Here is a 17,401-nt window from a genome sequence, read left to right as displayed (position 1 = left end):
GTGTTGTTTCCTGTCTATTTTTGGCACAGAATCGCCCCATTTCGGCAATGTGGGCGCTTGCCATGTTGGATTTTTCCATCTTCATTGCGGTATATCGCCCAACTCGAAACGCCCGGCACCAAACCGCAACGGCGCGGCGGGCGATAAGCCCACCTTCCCACCCCAACGCGAAACAATCCATGCTTCCCACCCCCCGCTTGTGATTGGATGGGGCACAAGGTATAAAAACCCCAAGCCCCCCATGGAACCCCCGACATGGCCCCAGAGTCCGAATCCCCACCCACCGACGGCGACCCCGTCCCGGACCGGGCCGCCGCCCGGCCCCCGGAACCCGCGCCACGGCCAACACAGCCCGCGCCCCCTCCCGACCCCACCCGCTACGGCGATTGGCAAGTCGGGGGCCGTTGCATCGACTTCTAGCGCGGCGACTGTTTCCTAGCGGTGTTTACTGCGTAACCTTGATAAGAAAGCCACAATGAGCGAACGTCCCCTCTCGCCGCACCTCCAAGTCTATCGCCTGCCCCTCACGGCGCTGCTCTCCATCAGCCACAGGATCACCGGGGTGGTGTTGAGCCTCGGCTTGGTGTTGTGGGTCGTGTTCCTGATGGCGGTGGCGCAGGGCGGTTCCCATTACGCCCTGGCCCAGGCGCTGCTGGATTCCTTCCTGGGGCGGCTGCTGTTGTGGGGCTGGATTTACGCGCTGTTCTTCCATCTCTGCCATGGTGTCCGCCATCTGGTCTGGGACACCGTGCATGGCCTGGAGCGCGACACCCTGCAATTTTATGGCTATGTGGAACTGGCGGCCTCGGCGCTGCTGACCCTGGGCGCGATGCTCGCCGCCTGGATCGGCGGCTAGGTCCGGATTCCCGCTTGGATACGCAACTTCGAGGCTGCCTATGAATTATCAAACACCGCTCGCCAAGGCCCGCGGCCTGGGTTCGGCGGGCGTGGGTTCCCATGAATGGTGGCGCCAGCGCGTCACCGCCATCGCCCTGGTGCCCTTGACCTTCTGGTTCGCGCTCTCGGTCGCGGCCCTGCCCGGCCTGGACCACGCCGCCGTGCTGGCTTGGGTTAAAAACCCCTGGAACAGCCTGCTGCTGCTGTCCTTCATCATCGCCACCGCCCACCATGCCGTGTTGGGGCTGCAAGTCATCATCGAAGACTACGTCCATACCGATTGGGTCAAAATCTTCGCCCTGCTCGCTGTCAAACTGGTGTTTTATTTCCTCGGGCTGGCGGCGATTTACGCCACCTTCCGCATCCTTTTCGTGAATTGATATGGCCAAGGCTTACGAAATCATCCGCCACACCTACGACGCCGTCGTGGTGGGCGCAGGCGGGGCCGGACTCCGCGCCGCGCTCGGCCTGGCCGAGAAGGGCTTGAAAACCGCCTGCCTGACCAAGGTGTTCCCGACCCGCAGCCACACGGTGGCGGCCCAGGGCGGCATCAGCGCCGCGCTCGGCAACATGGGCGAGGACGATTGGCGCTGGCATATGTACGACACCGTCAAGGGTTCGGACTGGCTGGGCGACCAGGACGCCATCGAATACATGTGCCGCGAGGCCATCCCCGCCGTGATCGAACTGGAGCATTACGGCGTGCCGTTCTCCCGCACCGAGAACGGCAAGATTTACCAGCGGCCCTTCGGCGGCATGACCACCCGCTTCGGCGAAGGCACCGCCCAGCGCACCTGCGCCGCCGCCGACAAGACCGGCCACGCCATCCTGCATACCCTCTATCAGCAATCGCTCAAGCACGAGGTCGAATTCTTCGTCGAATACATCACCCTCGACCTGGTCATGGACGAAGGCGTGTGCCGGGGCGTGTTGGCTTGGCGTTTGGAAGACGGCAGCCTGCACCTGTTCCGCTCGCATATGGTGATCCTGGCGACCGGCGGTTATGGCCGCACCTATTTCTCCTGCACCGCCGCCCATACCACCACGGGCGATGGCAACGGCATGGTGCTTAGGGCGGGTTTGCCCTTGCAGGATATGGAGTTCGTGCAATTCCATCCCACCGGCATCTATGGCGCGGGTTGCCTCATCAGCGAAGGCGTGCGCGGGGAGGGCGGTTATCTCACCAATTCCGAGGGCGAGCGCTTCATGGAGCGCTACGCCCCCCATGCCAAGGATTTGGCTTCCCGCGACGTGGTGAGCCGGGCCATCACCATGGAAATCCGCGCGGGCCGGGGCTGTGGGCCGGACAAGGACTACATCCATCTGAATATCCAGCATGTGGACCCGGCCATCATCGACGAGCGCCTGCCCGGCATCGCCGAGACCGCCAAGATTTTCGCCGGGGTCGATTGCCGCAAGGAACCGATGCCGGTGCTGCCGACCGTCCACTACAACATGGGCGGCATCCCCACCAATTACCGTTGCGAAGTGGTCACGCTCAAGGACGGCAACCCGGAAACCGTGGTACCGGGATTGATGGCGATCGGCGAGGCGGCTTGCGTCTCGGTGCATGGGGCCAACCGCCTGGGCTCCAATTCGCTGCTGGACTTGGTGGTGTTCGGACGCGCCGCCGGTATCCGTTGCGCCGAACTGATCAGATCCGGCCAACCGCACAAGCCGCTGGCGGAGAGCGCCTGGGAGGCGCAACTGGGCCGTTTCGACCGCCTGCGCCACGCCAATGGCTCGCTCAAGACTTCCGAAATCCGCCTCGCGATGCAGAAGACCATGCAGAACCACGCCAGCGTGTTCCGTACCGGCGAGGTGCTGCGCGAAGGAGTGGAACAACTGGCCCAGGTGATGGCCACTTTCCCGGATGTGAAGGTCGAGGACCATTCCCTGGTGTGGAATACCGATCTGGCCGAAACCCTGGAACTCGACAACCTCCTGGGCCAGGCCATGGTGACCATCGCCGGCGCCCTGAACCGCGAGGAAAGCCGCGGCGGCCATGCGCGGGAGGATTTCCCCGAGCGCGACGACGAAAACTGGCTCAAGCATTCGCTGTTGTGGCTGGATGCGGACAACAAGGTCGCCATCGGCTACCGCCCGGTCCACATGTACACCCTGACCGACGAGGTCGCGGTGATACCGCCCAAGAAGCGGGTGTATTGAGCGCGGCCCTCCCCGGCTTTTCCCAGCGAGCGAATCCAAGACCATGGTCCAACTCACCCTCCCCAAGCATTCCCAAGTCCAGTCCGGCAAGGTCTATCCCGCCCCGCAGGGCGCGACCCGCGTCCGCCGCATCGAGGTCTACCGCTACGATCCCGAGACCGGCGGCAACCCGCGCCTGGATGTGTTCCATATCGACCTCGACCGCTGCGGGCCGATGGTGTTGGACGCCGTCCTCAAGATCAAGAACGAGATCGACAGCACCCTGGCGTTCCGGCGTTCCTGCCGGGAGGGCGTCTGTGGTTCCTGCGCCATGAACATCGACGGGCGCAACACCCTGGCCTGCACCAAGGCGCTCGAAGATTGCGCCGACACCGTGAAAATCTACCCGCTGCCGCATTTGCCGGTGGTGAAGGATTTGGTGCCGGACATGACCCATTTCTTCGCCCAATACGCCTCGGTCAAGCCCTGGATCCAAACCCAGACCCCGCCGCCCGCCGACCGCGAGCGTCCGCAAAGCCGCGAGGAACGGGCCAAGCTCGACGGGTTGTACGACTGCATCCTGTGCGCCTGTTGCTCGACCAGTTGCCCTAGCTATTGGTGGAACAGCGAGCGCTATCTCGGTCCCGCCACCTTGCTCCAAGCCCAGCGCTGGATCCAGGATAGCCGCGACGAATTCACCGGCGAGCGTTTGGACGCCCTGGAAGACCCGTTCAAGCTCTACCGCTGCCATACCATCATGAACTGCACCGACACCTGCCCCAAATCCTTGAACCCGGCCAAGGCCATCGCCGAGATCAAGAAACTGCTGGTCGAACGCCAGCGCTAGCCCATGCTCTCGGCGAGGCAGCGCTGGCTGTGTCGGCGCGGGATGCGCGAACTCGATCTCCTGATCGGGCGCTATCTGGCCCAAAGCTACGCGGCCGCCCCGCCCGCCGAGCAGCGGGCGTTCCAGCGCTTGCTGGAACTCCAGGACGACGAGCTTTGGCATTATCTCGGCGGCGGTCCCTTGCCCGAGGAGGCCGAGCTTGCCGTCCTCATCCGCAAACTCCAGAACCTCCCTTCCTCTCCGGCTTGAACCGTCCCGGCGGTTGCTGGGCCTCCTCGCGGCCCTGCATCTCCTGGCCGGGGGGTGCGCCGTGGCGAACGGCCTGCCGTGGTGGGCCAAACCGCCGCTGCTATCCGCCGTCGCTTTGAGTTATCGCGCCGTGCGCCGGGATTACGGAGTGATGCCGCGGGTGCGGGAAATCGTATTGGACGGGGAGGGGACGGTCGTGGTTTCGGGCCGCGCCGGGCCGGTCGGGGGGACGCTGGCCGGGGGTTGCGTGGTCACGGCCTGGATTGTGATCCTGCGCCTGCGGACCCTGGACGGGCGCTTGCTGGCGATTCCCATAGTCCGCGACGCCGTGGACGCGGAAGCGTTCCGGCGTTTGCGGGTGGGTTTGCGTTGCGGGAACTGGCGTCGGCCCGACGGGGCGGGCGGCTGAAAATATACTGTTTCCGCGTCCCCGGCCAAGTTGGACCAAAATCCGCCCAAGATCAGGCAATTCCGCCCTTGGGTCCGTGCTGGCCGGATCATGGGGCTTGATTTCCGGGCGCTCCGGCTTTTCCCGTACTATCGGCCCGGTTTCCGTCCGGGGCCCCGTTCCCGGAATCCCATCGTTCCGCCGGGCTAGCCTAGCCTGGCGGGTTGTCGTTACACTCCGGCGAAGCTCAATCCCGGCAAGAGAGGTCAATCAGCCATGTCACAAATAGCGAAAATCGAACTGGAAGGCCAAATCGTCGAAGCGCCCATCATCGTCGGCACCGAGCAGGAAAAGGGCATCGATATCAGCAAGCTGTTTTCCTCCACCGGCTACGTCACCCTGGACCCCAGCTATGGCAACACCGGCTCCTGCAAATCCGCCATCACCTATATCGATGGCGACCAGGGTATCCTGCGCTACCGGGGTTACGACATCGCCGAACTGTGCGAGAAGTCCACCTTCATGGAGGTGAGCTATCTCCTGATCTACGGCGAACTGCCCACCCCCGAGCAATTCACCCGGTTCAAGGACAAGGTGCAACACCATTCCCTGATCCACGAGGACATGAAGAGCTTCTTCACCGCCTATCCCGGCCATGCCCACCCGATGGCGATCCTCTCGGCCATGGTCTGCTCGTTGTCGGTCTATCACCCGGAATTGCTCAAGTCCGATCCCACCCCCAAGGAAATGAGCCAGACCATCACCCGCCTGTTGTCCAAGGTGCGGGTGCTGGCGGCTTTCGCCTATAAGCGCTCGGTGGGCGAGGCCTTCGTCTATACCAAGCCCAAGCTGGATTATGTCGCCAACTTCCTGCATATGATGTTCACCAACCCGGTGGAAGACTACGAAGTGGACGAGGTGATCCGCAAGGCTTTGGACGTGTTGTTCATCATCCACGCCGACCACGAGCAGAATTGCTCGACCTCGACCGTGCGCATGGTGGGTTCGTCCAAGGCCAATCTGTTCGCGGCGATTTCGGCGGGCATCTGCGCCCTGTGGGGGCCGCTGCATGGCGGGGCCAACCAGATGGTGATCGAGATGCTGGAGGACATCGCCAAGGACGGTTGCAATTACAAGAAATACATCGACAAGGCCAAGGACAAGAACGATCCCTTCCGCCTGATGGGCTTCGGCCATCGGGTCTACAAGAACTACGACCCCAGGGCGCAGATCATCAAGAAACACTGCGACGAACTCTTGGACCAACTCGGCATCAACGATCCCATCCTGGAAATCGCCAAGGGCTTGGAAGAAGCCGCCCTCACCGATCCCTATTTCATCGAGCGCAAGCTGTATCCGAACGTGGATTTCTATTCCGGCATCGTCTACCGCGCCATGGGCATCCCCACCAATATGTTCACGGTGATGTTCGCGCTCGGCCGCCTGCCGGGCTGGATCGCCCATTGGAAGGAGATGATCGAGGAACCCGGCACCAGGATCGCCCGGCCCCGGCAAATCTACGTGGGTTCGCCGCAACGCGCCTACGTGCCGATCAACCGCCGCCGCCCGCCCGCCAGCCCCGAATAGGGCCGGGCGCTGGGTTTTCCCCCTGGAAACACGGCCCGCGGGCCGTGTTTTCGTTTGTGCCGCTTGCGCGATTTCGCCATCACCGACCATGTCGCCTGTTACACTAGCGGCTTGTGTATAGGTCCATGTTTCTTGTACGGTTCCCGCGTAACGGCAATTCCTTCTGCGATATAGTGGACGTCCGCCCCGGAGCGGCGCGGGAATGGGCCGGTCACGGAACCCATCCACTCCCTCAACGACGACGACCCCAGGCATGTTGTTCGGATTCGATTTTTTCTTGAAGCAGAAGCCGGATACCGGGAAGCTCGTCGCCCCCTTGGCGGCGCCCCCGCCGTTCCGCTTCAAGCTCGACCGTTTCAACAAGGGCATCGATAACGTCCATATCGATGTGATGCTGAGTCCGAAATTCGCCGACGCCGCCGTCCGCCTGGTCCGCCAGTCCATAGAACACGACGCCAACGAAAACCTGGGCTGGAAATCCAAATGGATCGCCCCGCCCACCCCCAAAACCGTCGATGCCTTCTTGAGGCACTATGCCGAGTTGATGGATGCGGCCCTGGGCGTGGCCCGCAAGGCCAGCCAGCGCGAGCCGATACAACTCGCCCAGTTCGCCCTGTTCAAATTCCTGTTGGTGCTGGTCGGGGCGGAATTGCGGAATTTCCGCGACGGGCTCCACCAGGAGCGCGGCTACCAGGAATGCGGCGGCGGCAAGGCCATGCGCATCTACGACCAATTGGCGGCCCTGTCCCGCGAGATGCCGCAAATCCACCACCGGGTGGCGCAGAACCTGTTCGGGCAGGTGTTGAAGGTCGAAGCGGGGGTGCTGGCCAAGCGCCGCAAATCCTTGCTCGGGCGTTCCTGGCCGGTGCCGCGTGAAATTTTGTTCAATCCCATCCTGCTGTTGCCGAGTCCCTGGCAGGACGAGCAATTGGTCAAGCACTATCCGCCGGTCGGCGGGCGGCGCGACAACCTGGGCGAATTCGCCGAGATCAACCAGGTCATCACCGGCTTGTTCGCCGATTACCTGCCGGAATGGACCCAGCCCCCGCTGCCCACGGACGCCTTGCCGGAAGCGGCGGCCAGCGCCAGGTTCGGCTCGCGCCTCAGGCTGGACCAGGGCAACCTGCCCGGCTTCCTGGATGTGGATTTGCTGCTGGACCGGGCCTTGCGCGAGGAGGAATACGCCCAGGGCCGCACCAGTTGGCTGGACGACCCCGGCAATTTCAAGCGCCTCCTCTCCATCGAGGGCGAGGAGCCCGAAGCCCTGGACCGCGCCGATGAAAGCAGCCTGTTGCTGGACCCGCCTTCGCCCCAACCCCAATACCACATGGCTTTCCGGCTCCAACTGGCGCGGGAGGCCCAGTTGCGCTTCCGCTCCATCGGCTTGTTGGAGCGGGTCTACGCCTTGTACGAAGCCCCGGCGGTGTTCGAGCAACTGGGCGGACAGGTGCCGGTGCGGATGATCATCGAGTACCTGGAAGGCGATATCACCCGCGTGGCGATGGGCAAGCGTTTGGCCCATATCAAGGGCATCGCCGATGTCGATGCCGCCATCAAGCGGCTGGAACACAGCAAAACCGGCCTGCGCCGCCGCGGCCAGCCCGAGCGCGAGAAATGCGTGGCCGATTTCATGGTGCGCTTCGCCCGCTTGCGGCGCGACCTCAAGCTGGCCCATCGCGCCTTCTGGATCATGGACCAGATCAACCTGTTGGAGCAGCCGTCGCATATCGAGCTATCGCGCAGCAACCGCAGCCTGCACGAATTCGTGCTGCCCGAGGAGCGGGTCAAGGACCCCAACGATATTTGCGGCCATACCATCCTCAAGGCCGATTTGCGCGGTTCCAGCCGCATCACCAAGGAATTGCGCAAGCGTAACCTCAATCCCGCCACCCATTTCACCCTCAATTTCTTTACCCCCATCAACGACCTGTTGGAGAAGTTCGGGGCCAAGAAGGTGTTCGTGGAGGGCGACGCGGTCATCCTCAGCCTCTACGAATACGAGAGCGCCCCGCAGGATTGGCTGTCGGTGTGTCGTGCCGCCGGCTTGGCCCGCAAAATCCTGGACGTGGTGGACCTACAGAACGCCCAGAACCGCAAGCATGATTTGCCGCCATTGGAGCTGGGCCTGGGGATTTGCTATCTCGACGAAGCCCCGGCCTTCCTCTACGACGGCGACCACGAGATCATGATCTCCGCCGCCATCAACCGCGCCGACCGGCTGTCGTCCTGCGCGGCGTCCTTGCGCCAGACCCGCATCGGGGCGCGGTTGCCGCGCGGGGTCGAGGTGGCCGAGCCGGTCAACCAGGGCATCATGCAGAAGGACAGCGGCGACAGCCTGCTGCGCTACAACGTCAACGGCATCGAATTGGACGCGGCGGCCTTTCCCAAGCTATGCAAGGAACTGGCTTTGCAGCGGATCGAGGCGCGGTTTCCTCAATACAGCCCCAATAGCCTGTTCTATGTCGGGCGCTATCCCGACAAGATCGGGGCCATGCATTGGCTGGTGATCCGCGAAGCCCCGGTGCGGCTGTGGATCGGCAACGACGCCGATGTCGAGGAAACCGGCGGGCGCTTGTTCTACGAAGTCGTCACCGACCCGCAGGTCACCAAGGAACTGATGGTGCGGCTGGTCGCCGCCGGGCTGGTGTCCCAGCGCGAGACCGCCGCCGGTCCGCACCAGTGAAGCCGGGGCCGGGGATGTTAAAATCCCCGTCCTTTAAGCCTTGGGCCGGGATTCCCCGTTCCCGCCCACTTCATCCGATATTACCCATGACCCTGATTTCCCTACGCAATGTGCATCTCGGCTACGGCCATCCGCTGTTGGACGGCATCGATTTCTCCGTGGAGAAAGGCGAGCGGGTGGCCTTGGTGGGCCGCAACGGCACCGGCAAATCCACCTTCCTCAAGTTGCTGTCCCGCGACATCGGCCCGGACGACGGCGATATCGCCTATGCCGACGGGGCCAGGGTGGCGCGGCTGGACCAGGAGGTGCCGCTGGACACCTCGGGCAGCGTGTTCGATGTGGTGGTGGGGGGCCTGGGCGGCATCGGCGCGACCCTGCGCCGCTTCCACAAACTCTCGCACCGCATCGGGGCCGAACCGGACCCCGCCGACCTGGCCGAGTTGGAAGCCTGCCAGCACGCCATCGAGGCCGCCGGGGCCTGGGATATCGAACAGCGCATACAGAACCTCCTGACCCGGCTGGGCCTGCCCAGCGACGACGATATCGCCTCTTTGTCGGGCGGCTTGAAGCGGCGGGTGTTGTTGGCGCGGGCCTTGGCCACCCAGCCCGATGTGCTGCTGCTGGACGAACCCACCAACCATCTCGACCTCGACGCCATCCTCTGGCTGGAGGAATTCCTGCTGGGTTGGCCCGGCACCTTGATCTTCATCACCCACGACCGGGTGTTCCTGCAAAAGCTCGCCACCCGCATCATCGAACTGGACCGGGGTCGGCTCACCGATTTCCCAGGGGATTACCCGACCTATCTGCGCCGCAAGGAGGAACTGTTGGAGGCCGAGGCCAAGCAGGAGGCCGAGTTCGACAAGAAACTGGCCCAGGAGGAGGTGTGGATCCGCACCGGGATCAAGGCCCGCCGTACCCGCGACATGGGCCGGGTCAAGCGCTTGGTGGAGATGCGGAAAGAGCGCGGCGAGCGGCGGACCAGGGTGGGGCAGGTCAATATGCTGGTGCAGCAGGCCGAGCGTTCCGGCAAGTTGGTGGCCGAGGCCGAGAACGTGGGTTTCGGCTACGCGGACCGTACCATCGTGCGCGATTTCTCGGCCACCCTCCTGCGCGGCGATAAGATCGGCATCATCGGTCCCAACGGCTGTGGCAAGACCACCTTGCTGCGCCTGATCCTGGGTCAATTACAACCCACCAGTGGCAAGATCAAGCTGGGTACGAACCTGGAAATCGCCTATTTCGACCAATACCGCGCCCAGTTGGACGAGGAGGCTTCGGTGATCGACAACGTGGCCCAGGGCAGCGACCGGGTCACTATCAATGGCCGCAACACCCACGCCATCGGCTATCTCAGGGATTTCCTGTTCAGCCCCGACCGCGCCCGCCAGCCGGTGAAATCTCTGTCGGGCGGCGAGCGCAACCGGCTGCTCCTGGCCCGCTTGTTCACCCAGCCGGCCAATCTGCTGGTGCTGGACGAACCCACCAACGACCTCGACGCCGACACCCTGGACTTGCTGGAAGAGCTTTTGACCGAGTTCAACGGCACGGTGTTGGTGGTCAGCCACGACCGCGCCTTCCTCAACAATCTGGTGACCAGCGTCTTGGTGTTCGAGGGCGATGGCAAGGTCAACGAGTATGTGGGGGGCTACGACGATTGGTTGCGGCAAAGGCCCGCGTCGGTGGCGGCCCCATCCCCGGCCAAGCCCGCTCCCGAAAAAACCGCCGCGCCCGCCAAATCCAAGAAAATGAGCTTCAAGGAGCAAAAGGAATTGGAAGGCTTGCCCGGGAAAATCGAGGATTTGGAAACCGAAATCGCCGCGTTGAACCAGCGCATGGCCGATCCCGGTTTCTACCAGCAAAGCCGGGACGCCATCACCCAGGCCCAGGCGCGGATGGCCGAGTTGGAGCAAGGCTTGGCCCTGGCCTACGAGCGCTGGGAAGCCTTGGAGGCTTTGCGGGAAGCGGCGGGATAGGCCGTGCGGATAGCGAGCGATTTCCTCTCCCGCCACGCCTACACCCTGACCTGCTGGCTGGTCTGGCTGGCGTTCATCCTGGCCCCCAGCCTGGACCCGCACCGAATCGGCCTGGGCTGGACGGCGGCCATCGCGCTCGGGGTGTTCGCCGCCATGTTGGGCTGCGTGTTCACCGTGGTGCGCCATGCCGACCATCTGGCCGATATCTTGGGCGAACCCCTGGGCACCCTGGTCCTGACCCTCTCGGCCACCGCCATCGAGGTCAGCCTGATGCTGATGATCATGTTGACCGGCCAGCAGAACCCCACTTTGTTGCGCGATACCGTGTTCGCGACCCTGATGGTCCTGCTCAATGGGCTGGTGGGTTTGTCTTTGGCGGCGGGCGGTTGGCGGCATCTGGAGCAGGAGTTCAACCTGCGGGGGGCGCTGTCGTTCCTGCATTTGATCGCGCCCCTGTCCCTGGTGCTGCTGGTCATGCCGAACTACAGCCGGTCCTCGGCGGGCCACACCCTCGCCCCGCAACAGGAGGGCTTCCTGGGGGCGCTGTGCGTTCTGGTCTACGCCGGTTTCCTGTTGTTGCAAACCGGCAGGCACCGCTCGCTGTTCGACCATCCGTTCAATACCCAGCAAAACGGCTTCGACGACAACCTGGGCGAGAAACCCGTGCATAAACTGCCCGCCGGGCCCGGCGATATCGCCCGGTCGGCGGCGGGGTTGCTGTTGTCGGTGGTGCCCATCGTGTTGCTGGCCGAGCATCTGGGCGGCTTCATCGATTTCGGCATCGAAACCTTGCATGCGCCGGGAGCCTTGGGCGGCTTGGTGGTGTCGGGCCTGGTGTTGGCCCCGGAGGGCTTGGGAGCGTTGCGGGCCGCGCTGGCCAACCGGATGCAGCGGGCGGTGAACATCTGCCTGGGTTCGGCCCTCAGCACCATCGCCCTGACCGTGCCCACCGTCTTGATCGCCGCCAGCCTGTCCAACCACACCCTGGAACTGGGGCTGGAAGGCATCGATCCCACCTTGCTCTACGCCAGCCTCTTGGTGCTGCTCATCACCCTGGTCAGCGGACGCGCCACCATCTTGCAGGGGCAGGCGCACCTGATGCTGTTCGTCGCCTACCTGTTCTTCATTTTCTATCCCTGAAGGCTTGTTGGAGTCCAAGGCTTGCCGTGGCGATGACGGGGTTTGTCCAAAGTCGGCTTTGGATTCCAGAACCACCGTTATGGGTTTGCTTCGTGCTCCGCAAGGGCATACCCTGTGTCACGCCTGCTCGACCTATCCCCAGGCACATCATCCCAAAAACACATTATGAGGAGGATATCCATGCGTAATCTCATGTTGAAACTGATCGACAAACTGGCCGGTTTTGGTTTGGACAAACTGGAACGCGCCCTCTTGTTCGGGGCCGGGCTGTGCGCGGTGCTGGCGCTCGCCACCGGCAGCGTGCGGCTGGACCTGAACTGGACCGCCTTCCTGTTCCGCTGGCTGCATGTCATTTCGGGGGTGATGTGGATCGGCCTGCTCTGGTATTTCAATTTCGTGCAAATCCCCTCCATGCCCAAGATTCCCGACGAACAGAAACCGGCCATCGGCAAGGTCATCGCCCCGACCGCGCTGTTCTGGTTCCGTTACGCGGCGCTGGCCACCGTGGTCACCGGTGTCGTGCTGGCCCTGCTCAACAGCTACCTGCTGGATGCCTTGCTGCTGGGCAAGTTCCAAGGGGGCCGGACCACCTATATCGGTCTCGGCATGTGGTTGGCGCTGTTCATGGCCTATAACGTCTGGAACATCATCTGGCCCAACCAGCAAAAGGCGCTGGGCCTGGTCCCGGCCACCGACGACGAGAAGAAGGCCGCGGCCCGCACCGCGATGTTGACCAGCCGGTTCAACACCATGTTCTCGATCCCGATGCTGTATTTCATGGTCGCGGCGCAGAATATCGCCTGACCGGTCCGTAGGGGCGGGCGCGGGGCTATGGTTCCGCGCCTTTTTTATGGGCGGGATGTCCGCCATCCTGGCCCGGATTGTGAGGAGCGTCACGTTTTCTGGGTGTGCTTGCCGTGCTGACTGGGGGTGGGGTGTCGCTATATTTTACGTTTTTACAGAATCGTTGGGGTAGGTGTATCAATCGTAACTGCCTTTGATTACAATGGGTTGGTGGCTTCCTCTGTGGGATCGCTTTGAGCGGTTGCGGGCCGTGGGAATATCCCGGTCCCCGAAAAACCACACAACCCTTGCTTCCCAATCCTTATCAAAGAACGGCAACCATGAAAAATTTGCTCACTAGCCTGATAGCGGCGGGCTTGTTGCTATCGACCCAGGCGGCCCATGCCACCCCCTTCCTCGAAAGCACCGGCGGCGATGCGGGGCCGCTGGCTTCCGGTTCCCCCAGAAACATCACACCGCCCAATATCGAAGTCGACGGCCAACTCGGCCCCGGCGATTATCTCGATGCCTATCGGTTCCATTTCGGTGGCGGTAGCTTGACGGTCAGTGTCGGCGGCGATGGTTTCTACGCGGACGCCTATATATTCGACGACGGTACCGGGGCGTTGGAGGCGGGGGGGTATATCGTCGGGTCGAATAGTACCTCCTCCCTGGGTTCGGGCAGCTTAACCCTGGGGGCGGGCGACTATCTGATCGCGATTGATTTTTCCGGCGCGAACCTTGACAACAGCCCCGCCGATCTCAATGCCCTTGTGTCCGACATCGTGGCCAACGCCGCTGGCTTTAGCGACCCCGAGTTGTTCGAGTCCCAAACCGGTTATTTATCCCCCAGGGATTATGTCGTCCTCTTCAGCGATCCGGTCGGTTACGCCGGCAGTGGCGGCGGCAGCGGTTCGGAAGTCCCGGTACCCGCCACCCTCTACCTGATGGGCTTGGGGTTGGCCGGCTTGGGGTTCAACAAGCGGCGCGGCTTGGGCCTCGCCCTGGCCTGATTCCGAAAAGCCACGCACTGGCGTTCCACTTGGCCCCTGGACGGCGGCGCGGGATTCCGCGCCGCCGTCCAGGGGTTTTCCGTCGTGGCCGGAAAGCCACCCGCGCCCCCGATGCGCTGGGCTGGATACCACGCCCATTCTTGATGCCGCTTCCGCCCACCCGCCCAATCTGGAACAATAGCGCCCCCGTCCCCCCGCTGTTTTCCCCATGCGTCTCGCCCTAGGCATCGAATACGACGGCTCGGCTTTCGCCGGCTGGCAATGGCAACCCGATAAACGCACCGTGCAGACCGCGCTCGACACCGCCCTGGGCCGGGTCGCCGACCGCGAGATCCGGGCGGTCTGCGCGGGCCGTACCGACGCCGGGGTCCACGCCTTGGAACAGGTGGTACATTTCGATACCGAAGTCCGGCGCAAGCCCTATTCCTGGCTGATGGGCACCAACACCCACCTGCCGGACGACGTGCGCGTCTTGTGGGTGCGCGAGGTGGTGGAGGATTTCCATGCCCGCTACAGCGCCATCGCCCGCTATTACCGCTACGTCATCCTCAACCGCCCCATGAAATCCGCCCTGCACCGGCGGCAACTGACTTGGCATTCCGCATCCCTGGATGCCGGGGCCATGCAGGCGGCGGCCCATTATCTGATTGGGGATCATGATTTCTCCTCGTTCCGTGCCCAGGGCTGCCAATCCAAGAGTCCCCGCCGCTATATGCATTTCATCCATGTGCGGCGCGAGGACGGCGATAGGGTGGTGGTCGAACTCTGCGCCAACGCCTTCCTGCATCATATGGTGCGGAACATCGCCGGGGTGTTGATCGAGATCGGTGCCGGCAAGCGCCCGCCGGAATGGGCGGCGGAGGTGTTGGCCGCCCGCGACCGCGCCCAGGGCGGTGTGACGGCCCCGGCCGATGGCTTATACTTGGGCGGCATTTGCTACCCCGAGCCGTTCGGCATCGCCCGCCATCCCATTTTCCAGCACCTTCCCGCCCATGCCCGCCGCTATACCCCGGACCGCGAGTGAACAAAATCCCGTACCCCTTCCACCGAACTCGCGTTAAAATCTGCGGCTTCACCCGACCCCAAGATGCCCTGGCCGCCGTGCGTTTGGGTGCGGATGCCCTGGGTTTGGTGTTCTATCCGCCCAGCCCGCGCCATGTGGATATTGAGCGGGCCCAGGCCATCGTGGCGGAACTCCCGCCTTTCATCACCGTGGTCGGTTTGTTCGTGGACGCGGCGGCGGCGCGGGTGGCGGAAGTCCTCGGGGCGGTGCGGATCGATTTGCTCCAGTTCCATGGCGACGAGGACGCCGGCTACTGCGGGGCGTTCGCCAAGCCTTACATCAAGGCCATCCGCATGAAGCCGGGTTTGGACCTCGTGTCCACGGTGGCGAAGTATCGGGCGGCTTCCGGCATCCTGTTGGACGCTTGGCACCCGGACGCCCAGGGCGGCACCGGCGACCGCTTCGACTGGGGCTTGATCCCGGCGGAGTTCGCCGCGACCCTGACGCTGGCGGGCGGCTTGACCCCCGGCAATGTGGCGGAAGCCTTGCGGACGGTGCGGCCCTATGCGCTCGATGTATCGAGCGGAGTGGAAGCGGGGAAGGGAATCAAGGACGCCGCCAAGATGGCGGCGTTCATCCAAGAAGTACACCTATTCGATAGTAAACAATATGCCGACGGAAGCTTATAACCTACCCGACGAACGCGGCCATTTCGGTCCCTACGGCGGCGTGTTCGTGGCCGAGACCCTCATGTACCCCATCGATGAGCTGAACCGGGCTTATCACCGCTACATGCAGGACCCGGAATTCCTGGCCGAGCTCGACTACGACCTCAAGCATTATGTCGGCAGACCTTCGCCCATCTACCATGCCGAGCGGCTGAGCCGCCATCTGGGCGGGGCGCAGATTTTCCTCAAGCGCGAAGACCTCAACCACACCGGGGCGCACAAGGTCAACAACACCGTCGGCCAAGCCCTGCTCGCCAAGCGCATGGGCAAAACCCGCATCATCGCCGAGACCGGCGCGGGCCAGCACGGCGTCGCGACCGCCACCGTGGCGGCGCGCTTGGGCCTCGAATGCGTGGTCTACATGGGCTCGGTGGACGTGGCCCGGCAAGCGCCCAACGTCCTCAGGATGAAGCTCCTGGGCGCGACCGTGGTGCCGGTCGAATCCGGCTCCAAGACCTTGAAGGACGCGCTCAACGAAGCGCTGCGCGACTGGGTCACCAATGTCGATAACACCTTCTACATCATCGGCACGGTCGCAGGGCCGCACCCCTATCCCGCCATGGTGCGCGATTTCCAGGCCGTGATTGGCCGCGAAGCCCGCCAGCAAATGCAGGAAATGACCGGACGCCAAGCCGATGCCTTGGTCGCCTGCGTCGGCGGTGGTTCTAATGCCATCGGCTTGTTCTATCCCTTCATCGACGACAAGGACATCGCGATGTACGGCGTCGAGGCGGCGGGCGACGGCATCGAAACCGGCCGCCATTCCGCGCCCTTGAGCGCGGGGCGTCCCGGCGTGCTGCACGGCAACCGTACCTATCTGATGGAAGACGAGGACGGCGAAATCATCGAAACCCACTCGATTTCGGCGGGGTTGGATTATCCCGGTGTCGGCCCGGAACACGCCTGGCTCAAGGATTCAGGGAGAGCCAATTACGTCAGCATCACCGATAGCGAAGCGATGGTGGGGTTCCACACCCTGACCCGGATGGAAGGCATCATCCCGGCCTTGGAATCCAGCCACGCCGTCGCCTACGCCATGAAACTCGCGCCCACCATGGCTAAGGACCAGCAAATCCTGGTGAACCTCTCCGGGCGCGGCGACAAAGACATCAACACCATAGCCCAACGCGAGGGAATCAGCCTGTGAGCCGCCTGACCGCCAAATTCGAGGCATTGCGACAAGCCCAGCGCAAGGCGCTCATCCCGTTCATCACGGCGGGCGATCCCACCCCGGAATTCACCGTCCCGGCGCTCCATGCCATGGTCGAGGCCGGGGCCGATATCATCGAACTGGGCGTGCCGTTCTCCGACCCCATGGCCGACGGCCCGGTGATCCAGAAGGCCAGCGAACGCGCCCTGGTCCACAAGATGGGCCTGCGCCGGGTGTTGGGCCTGGTCCGTGAATTCCGCGCCCAGGACGCCGAAACCCCCGTGGTGCTGATGGGTTATCTCAACCCCATCGAGGCCATGGGCTATGCCGCCTTCGTGGAACAAGCCAAGGAAGCCGGGGTCGATGGCGTCCTCACCGTCGATCTGCCGCCCGAGGAATCCTCCGAATTGCTGCCCTTGTTGCACGAGGCGGGCATCGATCCCATCTATCTCCTGGCCCCGAATAGCACCGAAGAGCGCATCCGCAAGATGGGCCAATTGGGCCGCGGCTATCTCTATTATGTTTCGCTGAAAGGCGTGACCGGCGCTTCCCATATGGACTTGGGCGAGGTCGAGCGCAAGCTGGCCGAAATCAAGGCGCTGACCCAGCTGCCGGTCGGCGTGGGCTTCGGCGTGAAGGATGCCCAAATCGCCGCCGCCATCGCCGCCTTCGCCGATGCCGTGGTCGTGGGTAGCGCCCTGGTCGGCAAGATCGAAGCCGCCGGAAACCAAACCGACCGTGCCCTGGCCGAGATCGTCGCCTTGCTGCAATCCATGCGCTCTGCGATGGACGCCGCCTCTTCCTAAACC

17 protein-coding genes are annotated in these 17,401 nt (G+C 63.5%); all 17 read left to right on the top strand.

Annotation, left to right across the window (positions count from 1 at the left end):
- The first annotated feature begins 255 nt into the window (after window positions 1–255).
- The 17 genes from K5658_RS12195 to trpA all read left to right on the top strand — a co-directional run bounded on the left by K5658_RS12195 (window position 256) and on the right by trpA (window position 17,398).
- Window positions 256–420 carry a DUF1674 domain-containing protein gene (locus K5658_RS12195; RefSeq protein ID WP_221063406.1) on the top strand — a complete coding sequence of 55 codons (165 nt, stop codon included), beginning with the start codon at window positions 256–258 and terminating at the stop codon, window positions 418–420.
- Window positions 421–475: 55 nt separating this feature from the next.
- On the top strand, window positions 476–856 hold the full coding sequence (gene sdhC, locus K5658_RS12190) for a succinate dehydrogenase, cytochrome b556 subunit (protein ID WP_221063405.1): 381 nt from the start codon (window positions 476–478) through the stop codon (window positions 854–856).
- Between the two features lie 40 nt (window positions 857–896).
- On the top strand, window positions 897–1,277 hold the full coding sequence (gene sdhD / locus K5658_RS12185) for a succinate dehydrogenase, hydrophobic membrane anchor protein (RefSeq protein WP_221063404.1): 381 nt from the start codon (window positions 897–899) through the stop codon (window positions 1,275–1,277).
- 1 nt (window position 1,278) lies between these two features.
- Complete coding sequence (gene sdhA / locus K5658_RS12180; protein WP_221063403.1) at window positions 1,279–3,066, top strand: succinate dehydrogenase flavoprotein subunit; 1,788 nt, start codon at window positions 1,279–1,281, stop codon at window positions 3,064–3,066.
- A 43-nt stretch (window positions 3,067–3,109) separates the two neighbouring features.
- Entirely contained in the window at window positions 3,110–3,892 is a 783-nt protein-coding gene (locus K5658_RS12175) for a succinate dehydrogenase iron-sulfur subunit (protein ID WP_221063402.1), read from the top strand.
- A 3-nt stretch (window positions 3,893–3,895) separates the two neighbouring features.
- The gene (locus K5658_RS12170; RefSeq protein ID WP_221063401.1) at window positions 3,896–4,141 is read left to right on the top strand and encodes an FAD assembly factor SdhE; all 246 of its coding nucleotides are present in this window, start codon (window positions 3,896–3,898) and stop codon (window positions 4,139–4,141) included.
- Between the two features lie 13 nt (window positions 4,142–4,154).
- Entirely contained in the window at window positions 4,155–4,550 is a 396-nt protein-coding gene (locus K5658_RS12165; protein WP_221063400.1) for a protein YgfX, read from the top strand.
- Between the two features lie 255 nt (window positions 4,551–4,805).
- Window positions 4,806–6,116 (top strand): citrate synthase, encoded by a 1,311-nt coding sequence (locus K5658_RS12160; protein WP_221063399.1) that lies wholly within the window; start codon window positions 4,806–4,808, stop codon window positions 6,114–6,116.
- A 253-nt stretch (window positions 6,117–6,369) separates the two neighbouring features.
- Window positions 6,370–8,799 carry a nucleotidyl cyclase domain-containing protein gene (locus K5658_RS12155; RefSeq protein WP_221063398.1) on the top strand — a complete coding sequence of 810 codons (2,430 nt, stop codon included), beginning with the start codon at window positions 6,370–6,372 and terminating at the stop codon, window positions 8,797–8,799.
- Window positions 8,800–8,885: 86 nt separating this feature from the next.
- A complete protein-coding gene (locus K5658_RS12150; RefSeq protein ID WP_221063397.1) occupies window positions 8,886–10,775 on the top strand; it encodes an ATP-binding cassette domain-containing protein in 1,890 nt (629 codons plus the stop codon).
- A 3-nt stretch (window positions 10,776–10,778) separates the two neighbouring features.
- A complete protein-coding gene (locus tag K5658_RS12145; protein WP_246628434.1) occupies window positions 10,779–11,915 on the top strand; it encodes a calcium:cation antiporter in 1,137 nt (378 codons plus the stop codon).
- A 180-nt stretch (window positions 11,916–12,095) separates the two neighbouring features.
- Entirely contained in the window at window positions 12,096–12,719 is a 624-nt protein-coding gene (locus tag K5658_RS12140; protein WP_221063396.1) for a urate hydroxylase PuuD, read from the top strand.
- A 320-nt stretch (window positions 12,720–13,039) separates the two neighbouring features.
- Window positions 13,040–13,711 carry a PEP-CTERM sorting domain-containing protein gene (locus tag K5658_RS12135; RefSeq protein WP_221063395.1) on the top strand — a complete coding sequence of 224 codons (672 nt, stop codon included), beginning with the start codon at window positions 13,040–13,042 and terminating at the stop codon, window positions 13,709–13,711.
- A gap of 208 nt (window positions 13,712–13,919) precedes the next feature.
- Window positions 13,920–14,735, top strand: a complete 816-nt coding sequence (gene truA / locus K5658_RS12130; RefSeq protein WP_221063394.1) for a tRNA pseudouridine(38-40) synthase TruA — start codon at window positions 13,920–13,922, stop codon at window positions 14,733–14,735.
- Window positions 14,736–14,740: 5 nt separating this feature from the next.
- A complete protein-coding gene (locus K5658_RS12125) occupies window positions 14,741–15,403 on the top strand; it encodes a phosphoribosylanthranilate isomerase (RefSeq protein WP_221066975.1) in 663 nt (220 codons plus the stop codon).
- Window positions 15,384–16,589, top strand: a complete 1,206-nt coding sequence (gene trpB, locus K5658_RS12120) for a tryptophan synthase subunit beta (protein WP_221063393.1) — start codon at window positions 15,384–15,386, stop codon at window positions 16,587–16,589. The genes K5658_RS12125 and trpB overlap by 20 nt, the downstream gene beginning before the upstream one ends.
- Window positions 16,586–17,398 (top strand): tryptophan synthase subunit alpha, encoded by an 813-nt coding sequence (gene trpA / locus K5658_RS12115; protein ID WP_221063392.1) that lies wholly within the window; start codon window positions 16,586–16,588, stop codon window positions 17,396–17,398. Before trpB ends, trpA begins: the two co-directional genes overlap by 4 nt.
- Window positions 17,399–17,401 lie beyond the last annotated feature (3 nt).

The organism is Methylomagnum ishizawai, from assembly GCF_019670005.1.
GTDB lineage: Bacteria > Pseudomonadota > Gammaproteobacteria > Methylococcales > Methylococcaceae > Methylomagnum > Methylomagnum ishizawai.
Note: the sequence above shows the minus strand (reverse complement) of the source record. Positions and strands in the feature narration are given on the sequence as shown.